This window comes from Martinezella sp. CNPSo 3890 (genome assembly GCF_057784455.1).
The window spans coordinates 273,913-291,759 of sequence record NZ_JBXSOR010000002.1 but is presented as its reverse complement, the minus strand read 5'-3'; the positions used below and the strand labels follow the sequence as shown (position 1 = coordinate 291,759).

The 17,847-nt window shown below is 60.7% G+C and carries 12 protein-coding genes; 10 read left to right on the top strand and 2 right to left on the bottom strand.

Going from position 1 to position 17,847, the window contains the following annotated elements; genetic code table 11:
- Positions 1-257: 257 nt before the first annotated feature.
- The 6 genes from AC13RC_RS07550 to AC13RC_RS07525 all read left to right on the top strand — a co-directional run bounded on the left by AC13RC_RS07550 (position 258) and on the right by AC13RC_RS07525 (position 9,300).
- Positions 258-707: a hypothetical protein gene (locus AC13RC_RS07550; protein ID WP_488556843.1), complete on the top strand. Its 450-nt coding sequence runs from the start codon at positions 258-260 to the stop codon at positions 705-707.
- The gene (locus AC13RC_RS07545) at positions 704-6,838 is read left to right on the top strand and encodes a calcium-binding protein (protein ID WP_488556842.1); all 6,135 of its coding nucleotides are present in this window, start codon (positions 704-706) and stop codon (positions 6,836-6,838) included. The genes AC13RC_RS07550 and AC13RC_RS07545 overlap by 4 nt, the downstream gene beginning before the upstream one ends.
- 7 nt (positions 6,839-6,845) lie before the next feature.
- Complete coding sequence (locus tag AC13RC_RS07540) at positions 6,846-7,421, top strand: invasion associated locus B family protein (protein WP_113388674.1); 576 nt, start codon at positions 6,846-6,848, stop codon at positions 7,419-7,421.
- A gap of 13 nt (positions 7,422-7,434) precedes the next feature.
- Entirely contained in the window at positions 7,435-8,130 is a 696-nt protein-coding gene (locus AC13RC_RS07535; RefSeq protein WP_113388673.1) for a hypothetical protein, read from the top strand.
- Complete coding sequence (locus AC13RC_RS07530) at positions 8,127-8,600, top strand: DUF4189 domain-containing protein (protein ID WP_113388672.1); 474 nt, start codon at positions 8,127-8,129, stop codon at positions 8,598-8,600. The genes AC13RC_RS07535 and AC13RC_RS07530 overlap by 4 nt, the downstream gene beginning before the upstream one ends.
- A 133-nt stretch (positions 8,601-8,733) precedes the next feature.
- Positions 8,734-9,300, top strand: a complete 567-nt coding sequence (locus tag AC13RC_RS07525; protein ID WP_113388671.1) for an invasion associated locus B family protein — start codon at positions 8,734-8,736, stop codon at positions 9,298-9,300.
- A 262-nt stretch (positions 9,301-9,562) separates the two neighbouring features.
- Here AC13RC_RS07525 and AC13RC_RS07520 read toward each other — a convergent pair whose 3' ends face one another.
- Together AC13RC_RS07520 and AC13RC_RS07515 are read right to left on the bottom strand one after the other, a co-directional pair.
- Complete coding sequence (locus AC13RC_RS07520) at positions 9,563-10,330, bottom strand: methyltransferase (protein WP_162749384.1); 768 nt, start codon at positions 10,328-10,330, stop codon at positions 9,563-9,565.
- 224 nt (positions 10,331-10,554) lie between these two features.
- Positions 10,555-11,178: a TetR/AcrR family transcriptional regulator gene (locus tag AC13RC_RS07515; RefSeq protein WP_113353148.1), complete on the bottom strand. Its 624-nt coding sequence runs from the start codon at positions 11,176-11,178 to the stop codon at positions 10,555-10,557.
- Between the two features lie 106 nt (positions 11,179-11,284).
- Between AC13RC_RS07515 and AC13RC_RS07510 the strand changes: the two genes are divergently transcribed.
- From AC13RC_RS07510 to AC13RC_RS07495, 4 genes are read left to right on the top strand one after another with little or no spacing between them, the layout of a single operon-like run.
- Positions 11,285-12,361 (top strand): efflux RND transporter periplasmic adaptor subunit, encoded by a 1,077-nt coding sequence (locus tag AC13RC_RS07510; RefSeq protein ID WP_113388689.1) that lies wholly within the window; start codon positions 11,285-11,287, stop codon positions 12,359-12,361.
- Positions 12,358-13,428: an efflux RND transporter periplasmic adaptor subunit gene (locus AC13RC_RS07505; protein WP_488556841.1), complete on the top strand. Its 1,071-nt coding sequence runs from the start codon at positions 12,358-12,360 to the stop codon at positions 13,426-13,428. The genes AC13RC_RS07510 and AC13RC_RS07505 overlap by 4 nt, the downstream gene beginning before the upstream one ends.
- A 12-nt stretch (positions 13,429-13,440) precedes the next feature.
- Positions 13,441-16,500 carry an efflux RND transporter permease subunit gene (locus AC13RC_RS07500; protein ID WP_113388668.1) on the top strand — a complete coding sequence of 1,020 codons (3,060 nt, stop codon included), beginning with the start codon at positions 13,441-13,443 and terminating at the stop codon, positions 16,498-16,500.
- A complete protein-coding gene (locus tag AC13RC_RS07495; protein WP_233790002.1) occupies positions 16,500-17,741 on the top strand; it encodes an alpha/beta hydrolase in 1,242 nt (413 codons plus the stop codon). The genes AC13RC_RS07500 and AC13RC_RS07495 overlap by 1 nt, the downstream gene beginning before the upstream one ends.
- The last annotated feature ends 106 nt before the right edge of the window (positions 17,742-17,847 follow it).

Sequence of the window (17,847 nt, the reverse complement as noted above, 5' to 3'; positions counted from 1 at the left end):
CCGTAACCCTATGTTTTCCGCGGGCTGACCGAGAGGTGCATGTGGGCATGGGGTTTTTCTGCTCACGCGGCAGAAGAGATTTTCGGAATGAAAAGAATCGTTTGGCGCCGAACATCAGGCGATTCGCCTCTTCATGCGGAACAGCTTCAGGTTAAGTGTGGCAAAGCGGTTACACCTGCAACCGGCTAAGCAAAAAACCGTAATTTCCTAAAAAAAATCCGGAATTTTCTAAAATACCGTTGTGCTGAAATAAGGCCATGTTCGTGCTGGTAACCATCCGGTGCTTCATGGACATTCAATTCCCTGAATTTGAAATCTTTGCTCCGAAAATCGAGGTAGCCTGGACTGCCTTGCAAGAACGATATGCCAGCCGCCTGACCGGCCCGGAAGTCGATTATCTATTTGCCTGCCTTGTCTTCGGTTTGACCTCTCCGGCTTATGGGGAAGGAGAACCACTATTCCATTTCGATGTCTGCCGCGCCCTGGTGACGATGAAGCTTCCGCCCGATCGGGCTGACGCCGCGTTGTATTCCGTTCCGGAACTGACGCAGCCATGGGCCGACACCGTGCGCGAACAGCTCGAAAGTCAGGCCGCCAAAATGGGCCGCGCGCTTCAGGAAGCGCAAAATCTCAACGACGACACAGCCGCAGATGCGGGTTCACGCGCGCTTGGTCGTCCAGATAGCAGCGAGGAGAAAGCAGCATGAGCGAGTGCGTTGGGGAACATCTGCAGACTAAATCGCGTGTCGGATTTGCACGAAGCTGGATTTCGGGCGGTGATGGCAATCGCCTGGTTCGCCGTCGGCTGATGGCGGTGCTGCGGATGGCATCTCGCGTGCTCGGCTTCAAGCGGAGCCGTCTGGGGCACGGGATGCTGGGTGTTGGTGGAGTGGCGGCACTGGGAGCGATCGTATTCGGGGGCATCGCCACGCCGGCTCTGGCGCAGTATGCCGCCGGCGGCGGCACGGCGACCGGCGGCAACGCCGTCGCTATCGGTAACGGTACCGTAGCGAATAATCCGAACAGCATCGCGTTGGGTACCTCCAATAGTGCAACGGGGGATGCTTCGATCGCCATCGGCTATTCGATGGGTGTCAATGGCCTCAATGCCATAGGCATGGGTGTTTTCGCGAACGCCACCGGCGTCAATGCTCTTGCCGTGGGTGGAAATGCCCGCGCATTGAAGGACGGCGCTTCGGCCTTTGGTGTCAACACCACGGCAAATGGAGCGAACGCCGTCGCCCTCGGCTCGACTGCGAGCGCTTCCGGAGGCGCCTCGATAGCGGTTGGATTGTCCTCCAACGCCTCATCGTCAAACGGCGCCGCTATCGCCATGGGCGTCGGCTCCAAGGCTAACGCTGGAACAGGCGGCGGCTCTCCGATTGCCATCGGCACCAATGCTAATGCAAGCGGCACCGCTCCTTCCGGCTTCACGTTCGAGTCTGTTGCGTTAGGCTCCGCTGCGACGGCCACGGGAGCATGGGCGAATGCGGTTGGTTCCAGCTCATCTGCTACGGGGACAGGCGCCAGTGCCTTCGGCACGTCGGCCACGGCATCAGCCAACCAGTCCACCGCAGTCGGAAATGGGGCGACCGCTTCCGGCTTGAGAGGCTCGTCCATGGGTTATCTCGCCAATGCCTCGAACACCGATACCATCGCCCTTGGCACATCAGCCGCTGCCTCGGGGACCAACTCTCTTGCCGTAGGTTCCACCACCGTTGCGTCAGGTGCCTTTGGGGTCGCCTTGGGCAATCAGGCACAGGCGCTCGCTGGCGGCGGTGCTGTCGCAATAGGATCGGGCGCAACCGTTGCCGCCACCGGGACCTCCAGCGTCGCGCTCGGCAATAACGCGAGTGCCGGTGGTGTCCTTTCGGTTGCCTCGGGCGCCGGTGCCAATGCCAGCGGCGACAATACCGTCGCCACAGGGCGTACCGCCGTCGCTAGCGGCACAAATGCTTCCGCGTATGGATCTGGAACGAAAGCGACAGGCGACAATTCACTCGCTGCTGGTGTCAGCGCCAACTCCAGCGGGCTCGGTAGCACCGCGCTCGGTATCGGCACCGTTGCCAGTGCCAGCCAATCGCTCGCTGTGGGCTCTCAGGCCGCAGCTTCGGGACCGGCGGCCACTGCCATCGGCAATACGGCCAATGCCTCAGGACAAAACGCAACAGCGCTCGGCGCCGAAACCATAGCCACAGGGGCTCAGTCGTCCGCGATCGGCCGCAATGCGCAGGCAACCGGCCTTGCGTCCAGTGCAGTCGGCAATCTGGCGCAGGCGCAGGGCGATTACACGATTGCGGTCGGATCGGGTGCCGTGGGCGCAGGCCAGGCTTCGGTTTCCGTTGGCCAGGGCGCGGGTTCCGGTTCGACGACAGCCAACGCCAACTCCGTCGCCATGGGCACGGCGGCGGGTGGTCTCGTGAGCGGCGCGCAGAACACCGCTATTGGCGGTGGTGTCGCCGGCAGCATGAGAGGCGCTGGCTCCGGTGTTACGGGAACGCGTAACGTTGCGCTCGGAACCGGGGACGGGACCGTCGCCTATGATGCTTCGGTGAATGCAGCCGTGGGTAACCTAGTAACCGGCAACGATAACGTCGCGATCGGCACCAATGCCGGTATCGGCGTTGCCAGCAACAAGACGACCTCGATCGGCTATAATGCCAATGTCACGGGAGACAACGGCATCGCCATGGGCACCAGCACGACCGCGGCCAACGACGCAACTGCGATCGGCAGCACGGCCAAGGCCACAGGCGCCCGTGCGTTCGCTGGCGGCCGTTCGGTTACGGCCTCAGGTGATGACTCCGTTGCCATCGGCACGACGGCCGTTTCGCAAGGGGCGAGCTCGACAGCAGTCGGAGCAGGCGCGGTGACACAAGGCGTGAACGGGATCGCCATCGGCACCGCCGCCGGCTCGCTCAGCGATGATTCCGTCGCAATCGGCACGGGCGCGATCGCCGATGGCGGTCAGGCCGTCGCAATCGGCTACGGCAATAGCGCTTACGGCGATGGCGCGGTCGCGATCGGCGATCCAAGCTATGCGAGCGGCACCGGCGCCTTCACCGGCGGCGCCAACAACATCGCCAATAGCGATGGCACGGCGACCGCCACCAGCGCCAACCAAGCCGCCGGTGCGGTCGCGATCGGCAACAACAACAAGGCGATCGGTCAGGGCTCTGTCGCGCTCGGCAACGGCTCCACGGCGGGCGCTTCTGGCTTCGTCGGCAACGTCGCCTTGGGTAACGGCGCAACGGCGGCGGCGAGTTCCGGCGACGTGGCCTTGGGCTCGGGCTCCTCGACCTCCACGGCGGTCGGCACGGCCAGTGGGGTGGTCAACGGCACGACCTACGCCTATCAGGGCACCAACCCGACTTCGACGGTCAGCGTCGGCGCAGTTGGCGCCGAGCGCACCATCACCAATGTGGCGGCGGGCCGGATCAGCAATTCGTCCACCGACGCCGTCAACGGTTCGCAGCTTTTTGCCACCAACCAGGCGGTCGATGCCATCGGCACGACGGTCAACAACATCACCACGGGCGGCGGCATCAAGTATTTCCATGCTAATTCGGCAGCGGCAGACTCATCGGCGACGGGTGCGGAATCGGTTGCGATCGGACCTCTCTCGACTGCGGCAGGGACGAATGCCATCGCGGCCGGCAACAGCGCGACGGCTTCCGGTCTCGACGCGACAGCGTTCGGATACATATCCCAGGCCACGGGTGACTACAGCACGGCCATCGGCCCCAATGCCAATGCCACGGCCATCTCCAGCACCGCGGTCGGCCAAAATGCCTTTGCCACCGCCGCTCAAGCAACCGCTCTCGGCAAACAAGCGAATGCCAGTGCCGCAGATGCGCTCGCTCTGGGCGTCAACGCTACCGCCGGCAACGCAGGCGCAGTGGCGCTCGGTTCGGGCTCTGTGACCGACGTCGCCGTCGGCACGGCTAGCACGGTGATCGGCGGCAATACCTATAACTTTGCTGGCACGACGCCGGCTTCGACGGTCAGCGTCGGCGCAGTTGGCGCCGAGCGCACCATCACCAACGTGGCGGCGGGCCGGATCAGCGGCTCGTCCACCGACGCCGTCAACGGCTCGCAGCTGTTTGCCACCAACCAGCAGGTTGACCTGAACACAACCGCGATTAACAACATCACCACCGGTGGCGGCATCAAGTATTTCCATGCTAATTCGGCAGCGGCAGACTCATCGGCGACGGGTGCGGAATCGGTTGCGATCGGACCTCTCTCGACTGCGGCAGGGGCAAACGCCATCGCGGCCGGCAACAGCGCGACGGCTTCCGGTCTCGACGCGACAGCGTTCGGATACATATCCCAGGCCACGGGTGACTACAGCACGGCCATCGGCCCCAATGCCAATGCCACGGCCATCTCCAGCACCGCGGTCGGCCAAAATGCATTTGCCACCGCCGCTCAAGCAACCGCTCTCGGGAAACAAGCGAATGCCAGTGCCGCAGATGCGCTCGCTCTGGGCGTCAACGCTACCGCCGGCAACGCAGGCGCAGTGGCGCTCGGTTCGGGCTCTGTGACCGACGTCGCCGTCGGCACCGCCAGTACGGTGATCAACGGCACGACCTACGCCTTCCAGGGCACCAATCCGGCTTCGACGGTCAGCGTCGGCGCAGTTGGCGCCGAGCGCACCATCACCAACGTGGCGGCGGGCCGGATCAGCGGCTCGTCCACCGACGCCATCAACGGTTCGCAGCTCTTCGCCACCAACCAGGCGGTCGATGCTCTCGGCACGACGGTCACCACCATCAACGGCAACCTGACCAATCTCGGCAATACGATCAACAATCTCGCCGGTGACACATCGACGACCTATACCGATGCAAACGGTAAAGGTATCCGATATGTGCGCACCAATGACAGCACGCTTGCCGTCAGCGACTCCTCGGCTCAGGGCGTCGGCTCCACGGCGGTCGGCTATAACGCCACCTCGACCGCCGACAATGCGCTCGCGCTTGGCATGAACAGCCAATCGACCATCGTCGGCGGCGTGGCGCTTGGTTCGGGATCGGTTGCCGATCGTGCCCTGGCGCCGGCCACCGGCCAGATCGCGGCCGGGCCGACGAACTTCATCCAATACAATACGACGGACAAGACCCTGCTGGGCGCCGTTTCGGTCGGTTCGAGCACGGCCTATCGACAGATCATCAATGTGGCTGATGGCACCAACGCGCAGGACGCCGTCACCGTTCGTCAGCTCCAGGGCGCCATCGCTTCGGTGGCGACGACACCAAGCAAATACTTCCATGCCAATTCGGCGGCGGGTGACTCGCTTGCCGTCGGCGCAGAGTCGGTAGCAGTCGGCCCGACGACCGTCGTCAACGGCGACAATGGCATCGGCATCGGCAATGGCGCAGTCGTCGACCAGGTTGCCCCTGGCGGCACGGCCATCGGCCAGAATGCCCATGTCATGCTGGCTGATGGCGTCGCGCTTGGCACGAACTCGCTGGCTGCGGGCGTCCAGTCGGTGGCGCTCGGTGCTGGCGCGCAAGCCAACAACATCAACAGCGTCGCTCTCGGCGCACAATCCGTGACGACCGTGGGCGCTCAAGCCGGCTACACCGGCTTTGCCCTTACTGGCCCGCAAACCTCTGTCGGGGAAGTATCGATCGGCTCGGCCGGCTCGGAACGCAAGCTGACCAATGTTGCTGCCGGTTCGGCAAATACGGATGCAGTGAATGTCAGCCAGCTCAAGGGCCTCGGCACCAACATCACCACCCTGATCGGCGGCGGCACGACGGTAAACCCGGATGGGTCGATCACCGGTCCCACCTACAACATCCAGGGCAACAGCTACAATACGGTCTATGATGCCTTCGGTGCGGTCGATAACACGCTGACCAACATCACGAGTGGCGGCGGCATCAAGTATTTCCACGCCAACTCGACGCTAGCGGATTCCAGCGCCAGCGGCACCGACAGCGTTGCGATCGGTCCACAGAGTGTAGCCAGCGGCGTGAGCAGCCTGGCGGCAGGACTTGGATCTACGGCGACAGGGCAGGGCGCGGTCGCGCTCGGCCAGGGGGCGCAGGCCAACAATGCAAATGATGTGGCGTTGGGCTCCGGTTCCACAACACAGGCTGCCGTCCCGACCACCGGTACCGACATCCAGGGTCAGCACTACAACTTTGCCGGCACCGCACCAGTCGGAACAGTGAGTGTGGGTTCTCAAGGGGCTGAAAGAACCATCACGAACGTAGCCGCTGGTCGCATCTCTGACACCAGCACTGATGCCATCAACGGATCGCAGCTTTTTGCGACCAATCAGGCGATCAACAGTCTGCAGACGGGTGTCGGAACGATCACCAAGAACGCAGTCACCTATGACCTCAATCCCGATGGCAGCAAGAAGAACAGCATCACGCTGCAGGGTGGTGACGTGAATGCGCCGGTGGTCATTTCCAATGTCGGCAAGGGTGTCGCCCCGACGGATGCCGTCAACGTCGCTCAATTGGGTGACAGCATCACTCAGGTCAAATCCTACACGGACACGGCCGCCGCCACTACGCTGGCTTCCGCCAACAACTACACCGACCAGAAGTTCGGGCAATTGAACCGAGAACTCGGAGACGTACGGTCGGAAGCGAGACAGGCAGCCGCGATTGGACTTGCCGCGGCATCGCTTCGCTATGACGATCGCCCCGGCAAGGTGAGCGTGGCAGTTGGCGGCGGTGTGTGGAGAGGCGAGGGCGCCTTGGCCTTCGGTGCCGGCTACACCAGCGAGAACGGGCGGGTCCGGGCGAATTTGTCCGGTACGGCAGCCGGCGGCCAGGTGGGTGTCGGCGCTGGCCTCAGCTTCACTCTGAATTGAGCCTGTCATGGTCAAAGGAGCGCTTCTCGGCGTCCCGACTTTCCTGATGTGCATGCTCCTGTTCGGCTCGATTGCAGCCGGACAGGAGACTGCCGCTCCCGCGTATCGCATAAAGCCGTCCGACGTCGTCGTTCCTCCGGAAGTGAAGCCTGGCGATTATCAGCGGACCATTCGTCCCTTCGAAAACTGGACGCTGATCTGCGACGAAAATCTCAAAATTCGCCAGCGGGTCTGCAACGTTACCCAGATCATCGAGAACGAGGCGGGACAGGTCGCATTCAGCTGGTCACTCGCCGCGACGAAAAAGGGTGATCCCTACATGATCTTGCGTGCGGCCCCGATTGCCAAAAGCGACGGCGGTATCCTGTTGCAATTCGAGGGCCGCAAGGAGCCGATACAGGTCCGGTTCAACGGCTGCAACAACACGGTATGCGTCGGCATGCTGCCGGTCGGCCCCCTACTGCGCGAGCAGATTTCCAAGAATACCGCGCCAACGGTTTCCTACCCGACCGCGGACGGGAGAACGATCAGCGTGACCGCAAATCTCAAGGGCCTTTCCACAGCCGTGAAGGCGATAAAGTGATGGATGGATTTCAATGACCCAGCAATCAATTCACGATCGCATCATGTCGCGAAACACCAAGGACGCCGCAATTCAGAACCTGGCCGTCGAGCAAGTCAGGCCGAAGCGAAGCTGGCGAAAGACCGCCGCCCTTTCGGTGCTGGCGATCGCAATCGTCGCCGCTGGCGGCTATGCCGCCTTCCGATATGATGTGTTGGGTAATCTTCTCTCCCAGCCGGCGGTCGCGGCCGCGAACGATGCCAATCAGGCGCTGCCCGATACGCCATTCCTGCAGCACGCCAAGCAGGCCGGACTGCATTCCTGCTCGACGATTTTCCCGGTTCTCGGGCAGCTGTTGACCAATGGCACGCAGTACAATGTCCAATCGGTGTGGAACAAAGAGGCAGCCGACAAGCATGCCGTGCAAGCGCTTGTCGGCATGAACTATGCCACACAGGGCTATAGCGGTCCGGCCGCCGGCATCGTCTTTGCTGCACCCGTCGCATCCGGCTGTGAAGGATCAATGGTTCGCGTCGCACCGTTCACGATGTCTTGCCCGGAAGTTTCGGCCAAGTTCCCGAATGGAAGCAAGCTCGTCAACAATCTCGACCAGGTCGGTGTCTACCAGCTCGGCAACGATGGCGGTGACGCGATGCTTTTACCGACAGGAAGCGGCTGCGTCGTCATTTCCGTGGCTTCGGCAGCAGGAAACCAAGGGAGCGCAAAATGAGATTGAAATCCGCGATTGCCGCGATAGGCATGCTGCTTGTCTCCGCCGTCCACCCATGGGCAGCCGATCTCTTCACGACAGAACAGCCGCCGGCTCCCCCGCCTGAAGAGCGCGGCATATGGGCAGCTATCGCCTATTCGGCACCGGATGAAAAATACGGCTTCTTCTGGGGAGCCGACAAGCGCCAGGAAGCCATGGATATCGCCCTCAAGCATTGCGAGCGGGATAAGGGCAAGAGCTGCATCGTCGTCAGCGTCTTCCGCAATCATCGTCACTGGGATGACGACGACAAGACCGGCTTTCCCTACAATCATTGCGGCGCACTCGCCATCGGCAAGGAAGGCGGCAAGCGCGTTACGCCATGGGGTGCGAATTCGGCACCGACGCGCCGCGAAGCCGAAGACCTCGCGCTCAAGGCCTGCGAGAGCTCCGGCTCCCGCTGCAGCGTACGAGAGTGGGTATGTACCTGAACGCTTTCGAACATGACCGCCTTTGGGCGCGCCAGTTCGCGTTCAAAGGCGGCCGCCGCCGCTAGCCCGTTATCTTGGCCTTTTGCGCAACCGATTGCACAAGGTCATGTTTCAAGCTGAGAGATTTTATCCCTTGTCAAATTCCGCATTCATTTCATCTCGGACCATCAGCCGCATATCCCATGCGGTACTTGCCTTCATCTCCGCGGGCTTTGCTCTGACGCCCGCACCTTTGGCCTTTGCCCAATCGGCTCTGCCGAACGGCGCATCCAGCCTGCAAGAGACCTATCAGGATTGGCATGTCGCGTGCAATCAGCGCGACAAGGCTGCGTCTTGTGCGCTCTCGCAGGATCAAACCCAGCAGAATGGTCAGAGATTGCTCGCCGTGGAAATGCAGATGCGTCCCGACGGCAGCGCGCTTGCAACGCTGCTGCTGCCGTTTGGTATTGTGCTCGACTCGGGCGTCACCCCGAATATCGACGATCAGCCGCCTCTGAAGCCGGTGCGCTTTCGCACCTGCCTGCCGAACGGCTGCATAGCCTTGCTTCCGATCGATGCTCCGACCCTTGCCAAATTGCGAACCGGCTCGGGCTTGAATCTCAAGGTTGTTGCCGATGGCGGCAATGCCCTTGGATTCCAGGTGTCTCTGCAAGGCTTCTCAGCGGCGGCCGATCGCGTAGTTGCATTGGCCAGCCGATAGAAAGTGCACGGTGCTGATGGCTCGAACGAGTGGCCGCACCGAAGACCCGATGAGCTATTTCTCGAACAACGAGCTGTCTGCCAGCAGCTAGCTATCGAAGATGAGGCTGGCCGCACCGATCAAGCCGGCATGGCGCCCGAGCTGTGCGGCAACGATCGGCACGTTGCGGTAAGCGGGCATGGCGACGCGCGGTGACTTTCGGGGAAGGTAACGGCGCGACGATAACGCCAGCGCTTCGCTCTTGACCAGCTCAGTGGCAAACCTATTGATTTTTTCGACCCGTCGCGTGGAACAGCCGGGCCATTAGCCTATATGGATCGCGCAGCGAGGTTGCCTGCTCCAGCGCAATGAGTGCATCAGCCATACTGTCGTCAAAGCTGTCCGCATCGAGGTGATCTGAGAAAATGCGGATTCCCCTCCACTGGCAGTCGTTGAAACCACATTGCTTCATGCAGTCAACAATTACTGAAGGATCGTCGCCGCGCGTGCTGATGCCGAGATTGCCGATGCTGCTCGCCGCGCGGGTCTCGATCAATTGCCGAGCCAACTCATAGTCTCCTCGGAGTGCTTCGCGAAAACCGTTGGAGAGTGCATTCTTGGTTAGAATACTAAGCAGGCCGCCGGGGCTGACATGGTTTGCTAATGTTTGAATGGCAGCGCCGCTGTCATCCAAGTACATCAACACTCCGTGGCAGCAGACCGCGTCGAATGTCTGCTTTGGCTTGAAATTTTCGATAGTGCCGACTGCAAAATCTAGTCGATTGCGGGCTCGCTCCGACAATTGATCCTTACGCAAATATGCTCGACGCAGCATTTCGGGCGATGCATCGACACCAAGAACATTGAAACCCGCCTCGCATAGACGCACGGCTATTTCACCATCGCCACATCCCATATCCAGAACCGTTCCTCCCGCAGCTGTCAGTTCAGCAACCACCTGGAACACCAGTTCGTGTCGTATTCTGCCGCGTATCCCCTCCGAATATCTCTGATAGGCGCCTCCGACATTTCCGAAATCATTCAGCGACATATTGTCCTCCATGTGTCAGTCGATAAGGCTATAATCGTTCCAGCCTGCCGCCGTAAGTTTTGGCCATACGCTGTTTCATCGGTTAGCTTTCTGCTCAATATCTCACGAGTGGTCTGCTTTTTGTTCGGACGAACGATTCCACCAAGCAGATCAGAGAGCCGAAAGGGGCGCATTGAGTTCCGAGACGCACCATGGCCGGCAAGGCCATAAAGAGCATTGCACGTTCAACGCCGGTCAAGCAGCCCATGCAGGACGAGATCCATATGTGCTTTCACATAGCTTGCCTTGTCCAGAGTTCGCCGCTCGTCGAAAAGAAGCTTGAAGAATAGAAAGGCAATGGCAGGAGCGACGACCGCGTCGCAGAACGCCGCTGGTGCTTGACGGAACTCCCCAAGCTTTACCCCTTCGTCGATAAGGGATTGCATCTGCCGTTCGAGAGGATCGATGAATATGTCGTGGTGCCTGTCGACGATATGTGGAAACCGCGAACCTTCGGCAATGACGAACCTCATCAATTCGCGCAATTTGCGATCATTGATTATGAGATCGTAGATCAGCTCGATATTTTTCCGAAGCCGCTCCGTAGCGGTCCCCTTCAGCTCATTTCCGCTTATCAATAGATCTTCGAGGGGCGTCGAAATGTGCCGGATCATTGCTTCGAAAAGCTGCTCCTTCGTCTCGAAGTAGACGTAGATGGTTCCCTTCGTAACTCCAATCCTGGTGGCTATATCTTCGACGCGCGTCGCGACGTAACCACGTTCGACGAACTCCTCAAACGCAGCATCCAGGATCTGAACGGGGCGGCGGGCTTTCTGCTCCGCGCGCGTCAGCTTTTTCGTATCGGGCATATCCCACCTTGAGCGTTATTCGTCGTTTGGCGTCAAGACAATTTCCATTGACTTCCTAGTCAGTCAATAATATTCGTCTGCCGAACGGATGCAAGAGGTCAAATTCATGAAAACTGTCCTTGTCGTCGCCTGGCTCGGTGTCAGCGCCGTCGCGCTTGCCTCATGCGAAGAGCAAAGCGCGAGCGAGGCCAAGCCGAAGAATGTGGAGACCGTCGTCGCCAAGGTGACGCCGGTCGTCGAAAACAACAGCATCACCGGCGAAGTCAGTGCCCGGGTCGAGAGCGATCTTTCCTTCAGGGTCAGTGGGCGCATTGTCGAACGCCTCGTCGATGTCGGCTCGTCGGTGAAGGCGGGGCAGGTGCTTGCGCGCATGGATGCAGAAGAACAGAAGGCCGATCTGGGCGTCGCCACGGCGAACCTGCAGTCGGCGCTCGCCCAGCAGACACAGGCTCAGCTCGCCTTCGACCGGCAGCAGAACCTCTTCAAGACGCAGGTTACGACCCGCGCCGCGCTTGATCAGGCCCAGGAAACCCTCCTGACGGCGCAGGGGAGCGTGAAATCGGCGCAAGCGCAGCTCGACACCGCCCAGGACGCGCTTTCCTATACGGAACTGCGCGCTGATGCCGACGGTGTGATCACCGCCAGAAACGTCGAGGTCGGCCAGGTCGCGCAAGCGGCGCAACTGGTCTTTACCCTTGCGCATGACGGTCCGCGCGACGCGGTCTTCAATGTCTTTGAATCCCTTTATCTGGGCCGCAATCTTGAAAACAAGGTCGCTGTCAGCCTCCTTTCGGCGCCGTCTCACAGGATAGAAGCCTCCGTCCGTGAAATCTCGCCCACGATTGACTCGTCGACCGGGACGATCAGGATCAAGGTGGCGCTCGAGGGGGCGCCGGACATGCCGCTCGGCGCTCCGGTGGTCGGGCTGTTTCGGTCCGCGGCGCGGGACGCAATCGAGCTGCCGTGGTCGGCGATGGCGTCGAAGAGCGGCAAGCCGGCCGTCTGGATTGTCGATCCCGCCTCGTCGAGCGTCTCTCTTCGCCAGGTCGAAGTCTCCAGCTATGAAACCGGCCGCTTTGCCGTGCGGGCGGGAGTGTCGCCGGGCGAGATCGTTGTCGCTGACGGTGCGAAATTCCTGCGATCGGGCCAGACCGTCACATATGACAACGGAGCTGCAAAATGAATATCCGCATCACGACTGGCCTGGCGATCCTCGGGTCATTGCTGCTGGCTTCTTGCGAAAAACAGGATGAAGCCCATTACGAGCCGCCGCGTCCCGTGCTTTCCGTTGTCGCCAAGTCCACGGCGGCTTCGGCGCTGACCCTGCCGGGAACGGTCGAGGCCAAGATCGAGACCCAGCTGGCATTTCGGGTCCTGGGACGGGTCATTGCGCGCAAGGTCAGCGTCGGCGACATCGTCAGGAAAGGCGATGTCGTTGCCGCCATCGATCCGCTTTCGCTCGAGCTTGCGGTCAAGAGCTCTCAGTCCGAGCTTTCGAATGCCCAGGCACAGCTGGTAAATGCCGCATCCACGGAAGAACGCCAACGGTCCCTGCTCGAGAGCCGATCAGGAAGCGAGGCGGCCTACGAAGAAGCCGAACTTGGCCGCAAGAGCGCGAGTGCGGCGGTTGCCAAGGCGCAGGCCAATCTGGACAAGGCCGAGGAGCAGCTGGGCTATGCGCAGCTGCGCGCGGAATTCGATGGCGTCGTGACCGCAACTTCCGCCGAAGTGGGCCAGGTCGTCTCGGCTGGCCAGAGCATCGCCACCGTCGCACGTCCCGACCAGCGCGATGCCATCATCGACATACCGGTGGCAAGCTTCGACGGTCTCAAGGTGGGCTCGCCCTTTGAAGTGGCGCTCCAGCTCGACCCGACCATCCGCGCGAGCGGTGTGGTCCGAGAGATTGCTCCGGAAGCCGAGGCCACCACCCGCACGCGGCGCACGAAAATCACGCTCATCAATCCGCCGGCAGCATTTCGCCTTGGCTCCGTCGTTACCGCGACCGCGACTGTTATCGCGGATCCGATGATCCTGCTGCCGTCCTCATCCGTGCTGGTGAAAGACGGAAAGCCAAACGTCTGGGTGGTCGATACCGAGGCTCGCAAGGTCTCCATTCGCGCGATCAAGATCGACGGGGACCTCGTCGAAGGCGGTTCGGTGAGGATCGCCGAAGGCATCAGCCCCGGCGAACGCATCGTCATTGCCGGAGTTCACAAGCTCACGGACGGCCAGGCCGTCAGGGTAGATTAAGGAAAGATCCCCGTGAAAAAATTCAATCTGTCCGACTGGGCGCTCGAACATCGTTCGCTCGTCTGGTACTTCATGATCGTCTTCATTCTGGCCGGCGCGTTTTCCTATATTGGTCTTGGTCGCGAAGAAGATCCCGCCTTCACCATCAAGACCATGATCATTCAGGCCCAATGGCCTGGCGCATCGGCCGAGGAGGTGACCAAACAGGTCACCGACCGCATAGAAAAGAAGCTGGAGGAGCTGGATTCGCTCGACTATACGAAGAGCGAGACGGTTGCCGGCCAGACGACCATTTTCGTCGAGCTTCTGCCGACGACCAAGGCCAAGGATGTCAATGCCATCTGGATGCGGGTCCGCAACATGGTGGGCGACATCAAGGGAGATTTTCCAAGCGGCGTCGTCGGGCCGTTTTTCAACGATAACTTCGGCGACGTCTATGGCAATATCTATGCCTTCACCGGTGATGGGCTGACGCAGCGCCAGCTTCGAGATCTGGTCGAGGATGCGCGCGCGAAGGTGCTGACGGTTCCCAATGTCGGCAAGGTCGATATCATCGGCGCGCAGGACGAGGCCATCTATCTCGAATTTTCCACACGAAAGATCGCCGCTCTCGGCCTTAACCAGCAATCCGTCATCGACACGCTTCAGGCGCAGAACGCCGTCACCCAGTCCGGTTTCGTCGACGCCGGTCCTGAGCGCATCGCCTTGCGGGTGAGCGGACAGTTCACATCCGAGGATAGCCTCAGATCGATCAATCTTCGCGTCAACGATCGCTTCTTTCCGCTGACCGACGTCGCGACGATCAAACGCGGCTATGTCGATCCTCCTTCATCCCTATTCAGATTTAACGGGCAGCCGGCCATCGGGCTTGCCATCGGCATGAAGACCGGGGCAAATCTGCTTGAGTTCGGCAAGGCGCTCGACAAGGAAATCGAGCAGGTCACGGCCGATCTTCCCATCGGCGTCGACGTTCAACGCGTATCCGATCAGCCCGCCGTCGTCGATGAGGCCGTATCGGGCTTCACGCGCGCGCTGTTCGAGGCGATCGTCATCGTGCTTGCGATCAGCTTCATCAGCCTTGGCGTCCGGGCGGGCCTCGTGGTCGCCATTTCCATTCCGCTCGTGCTGGCGATTACCTTTCTCGTTATGGCCTATGCCGGCATTTCCATGCAGCGTATTTCGCTTGGAGCGCTGATCATCGCCCTTGGCCTTCTTGTTGACGATGCCATGATCGCCGTCGAGATGATGGTAGCCCGACTGGAAGTGGGCGACGACCTCAGAAAGGCGGCGACCTACGTCTACACCTCGACCGCCTTCCCGATGTTGACGGGCACGCTTGTGACGGTGGCGGGCTTCATCCCCGTCGGCCTCAACACCAGTGCTGCCGGCGAGTTCACCTTCACTCTCTTCGTGGTCATTGCCGTTTCGCTCCTGGTTTCATGGGTCGTCGCGGTGTTGTTCACGCCGCTTCTAGGCGTGACGATCCTTCCGAAGACCATGAAATCCCACCATGAGCAGAAAGGCCGCTTTGCGCGCGTCTTCGCCTGGCTCCTGAGCCTTGCCCTGCGTTGGCGCTGGATAACCATCGGTGCGACCGTGGCCGCGTTTGCCCTCTCCATCGGCGGGATGAGCCTGGTGCAGCAACAATTCTTCCCTTCCTCCGACAGACCTGAACTGATCGTCGACTGGAACCTGCCGCAGAACAGCTCGATTTCCGAGACGAACAAGCAGATGGCCAGGTTCGAACGCGAGATGCTGGCGAACAACAAGGATATCGATCATTGGACGAGCTATGTCGGGCAAGGCGCTCCTCGCTTCATCCTGTCCTTCGATGTGCAAACACCCGACGTTTCGTTCGGTCAGACAGTGATCGTCACCAAGGGTCTTGACGTTCGCGACAAGGTCAAAGCCGAATTGCAGGATTATCTGACGAAGACCTTCCCCGGAACCGACGCTTTCGTGAAGCTGCTCGACATCGGCCCTCCGGTCGGCAAGCCGGTGCAGTACCGGATCAGCGGACCCGATGTCCAGAAGGTCCGGGACATCGCCCAGCAATTTGCGGGCATCGTCGGTCAGCATCCGCTGCTGTCCAACATGACCTTCGACTGGAACGAACCTTCGCGCGTCGTCAAAGTCGACGTTCTGCAGGACAAGGCGCGGCAATTGGGCGTCTCGTCCCAAGATATCGCAACGGCTCTGAACGGCATCGTCGAGGGAACGGCCGCAACCAATATTCGCGACGACATCTATCTGATCGATGTAATCGGCAGAGCCCAGACGGCCGAGCGCGGCTCGATCGAGACGCTGCAGAACCTTCTACTGGCCGGCTCGAACGGCAAATCCGTGCCCCTCTCGGCGGTTGCGAATTTCCATTACGAGCTGGAGCAGCCGACGATCTGGCGGCGGACGCGCATACCGACCATCACCATCAAGGCCGCAGTCGTCGGGTCGACGCAGCCGGCGACGATCGTCAACGAACTGCAGCCGAAAGTCGACGAATTCCGCAAGACGCTTCCAAGCGGCTACCATATCGTGGATGGCGGCTCGGTCGAGGAAAGCGCCAAAGCGCAAGGGCCGATCGTGGCGGTGGCGCCGCTGATGCTCTTCATCATGGCGACTATCCTGATGATCCAGCTGCAAAGTTTCAGCAGGCTCTTTCTGGTGTTCGCTGTCGCTCCCACAGCACTTATCGGTGTCGTTATCGCACTTCTCTTCAGCAACGCGCCGATGGGGTTCGTCGCAATCCTTGGCGTGCTCGCTCTCATAGGGATCCTGATCCGCAATTCGGTGATCCTCGTCGTGCAGATCGAGCACCTTCGAAGCGAGGGCGTGCCGGCCTGGCAAGCCGTCATCGAGGCGACGGAGCATCGAATGCGGCCCATCATGCTGACGGCCGCTGCGGCAACGCTTGCGCTAATCCCGATCTCCAGGGAGATATTCTGGGGTCCGATGGCCTATGCGATGATGGGCGGCATCGTCGTCGGCACGGCTTTGACGTTGCTTTTCCTTCCCGCCTTGTACGTCGCCTGGTTTCGCATTCCCCGTGATGGCGCGCAGCACGAGGTGATTTGATGTCTGGCGTTCGAAAGGCGACCTGTGCTGCTAGGCGGCCATGTCTTTCTGTCCTGATGGCCCTATCGGTATTGGCCGGATGCGCGGGGCGGCTGGAGAATGTTCTCCAGCCGGTCGCCACGGCGGGACCGGGCACCAGCACCGTGGACATGATGGTGGCGACGACACGCCAGCCGACCGACAAGCCAGGCGAGCTTTACTCCGGCGAACGTGGAACGGCGATTTCTCTCAACGATATCGTCGTCTCCATTCCTCCCGATCGAAATCGCAAGATCGGCGAAGTGCAATGGCCATCGCATGCGCCGGCCAATCCCGAAAAGGAGTTCGCTGTCCTCAAGGTCGGAAGGGTGGCGTCCGAGCGTAATATTTTCGAGTGGTTCAGCAAGAACCGCAATGCCAAGCGCCAGGTCGTCATCTTCGTGCACGGCTTCAACAATACCTATTCCGACGCGGTCTTTCGCTTCGCGCAGATCATTCATGATTCGGGAACCGACGCCGCGCCGATCCTCTTCACCTGGCCCTCGCGCGGCAATGTCTTCGACTATCTCTACGACAAGGAGAGCACGAATTTCTCCCGCCGGGCATTGGAGGATCTGATCCTGCAATCTGCCAGAAGCCCTGACGTCGGGGAAGTGACCATTCTTGCCCATTCCATGGGATCCTGGCTGACCGCCGAGGCGCTGCGCGGCGTCGCGATGCGTAACAAGACAATTCCGTCGAAGGTAAAGAATGTCATCCTGGCGTCGCCCGACATCGATATCGACGTCTTTCGCCGGCAGATGATCGAAATGGGGCCGCAGCACCCGCATTTCACGATCTTTTCATCGACAAGGGACAAGGCTCTCCAGGTCTCGCGATGGCTCTCCGGCGGCGTCAACCGTGTCGGCGGTTTCGATTCGACACCTTATGCAGCCGATTTGGCCAAGCTCGGTATCACGGTGGTCGATACGAGTTCCGTTAAACCCGACGATGCGCTGGGCCATAATACGTTTGCGGACAATCGCGATATGGTCCAATTGCTTGGACGCCGGCTGGCAGGACAGTCGTTGGACACCGGGCAAACCTCGCTTGCGGATCGGGTCGGCATGGCGGCGGTGCGAACCGCGGACCTGGCGGGCTCCGCAGCGAAAGTTGTGGTCGCCGCTCCCATGTCTATTGTTAGCGACGATGCGAGGCAGGTGTTGAAGCAGCAGCTTTCATCTGGCTCCTCGCCCATCGTCGATGGACGTATTTCCTACTGAACTGCGGTCGTGAAGCCGTTGTTCATGAGTGGATCAAGTCGAACCTGTCGATATTGAAGAGCGCGGCCGCATATCGCGGCCGGCCCAAACAGCAATCAAACTCCAA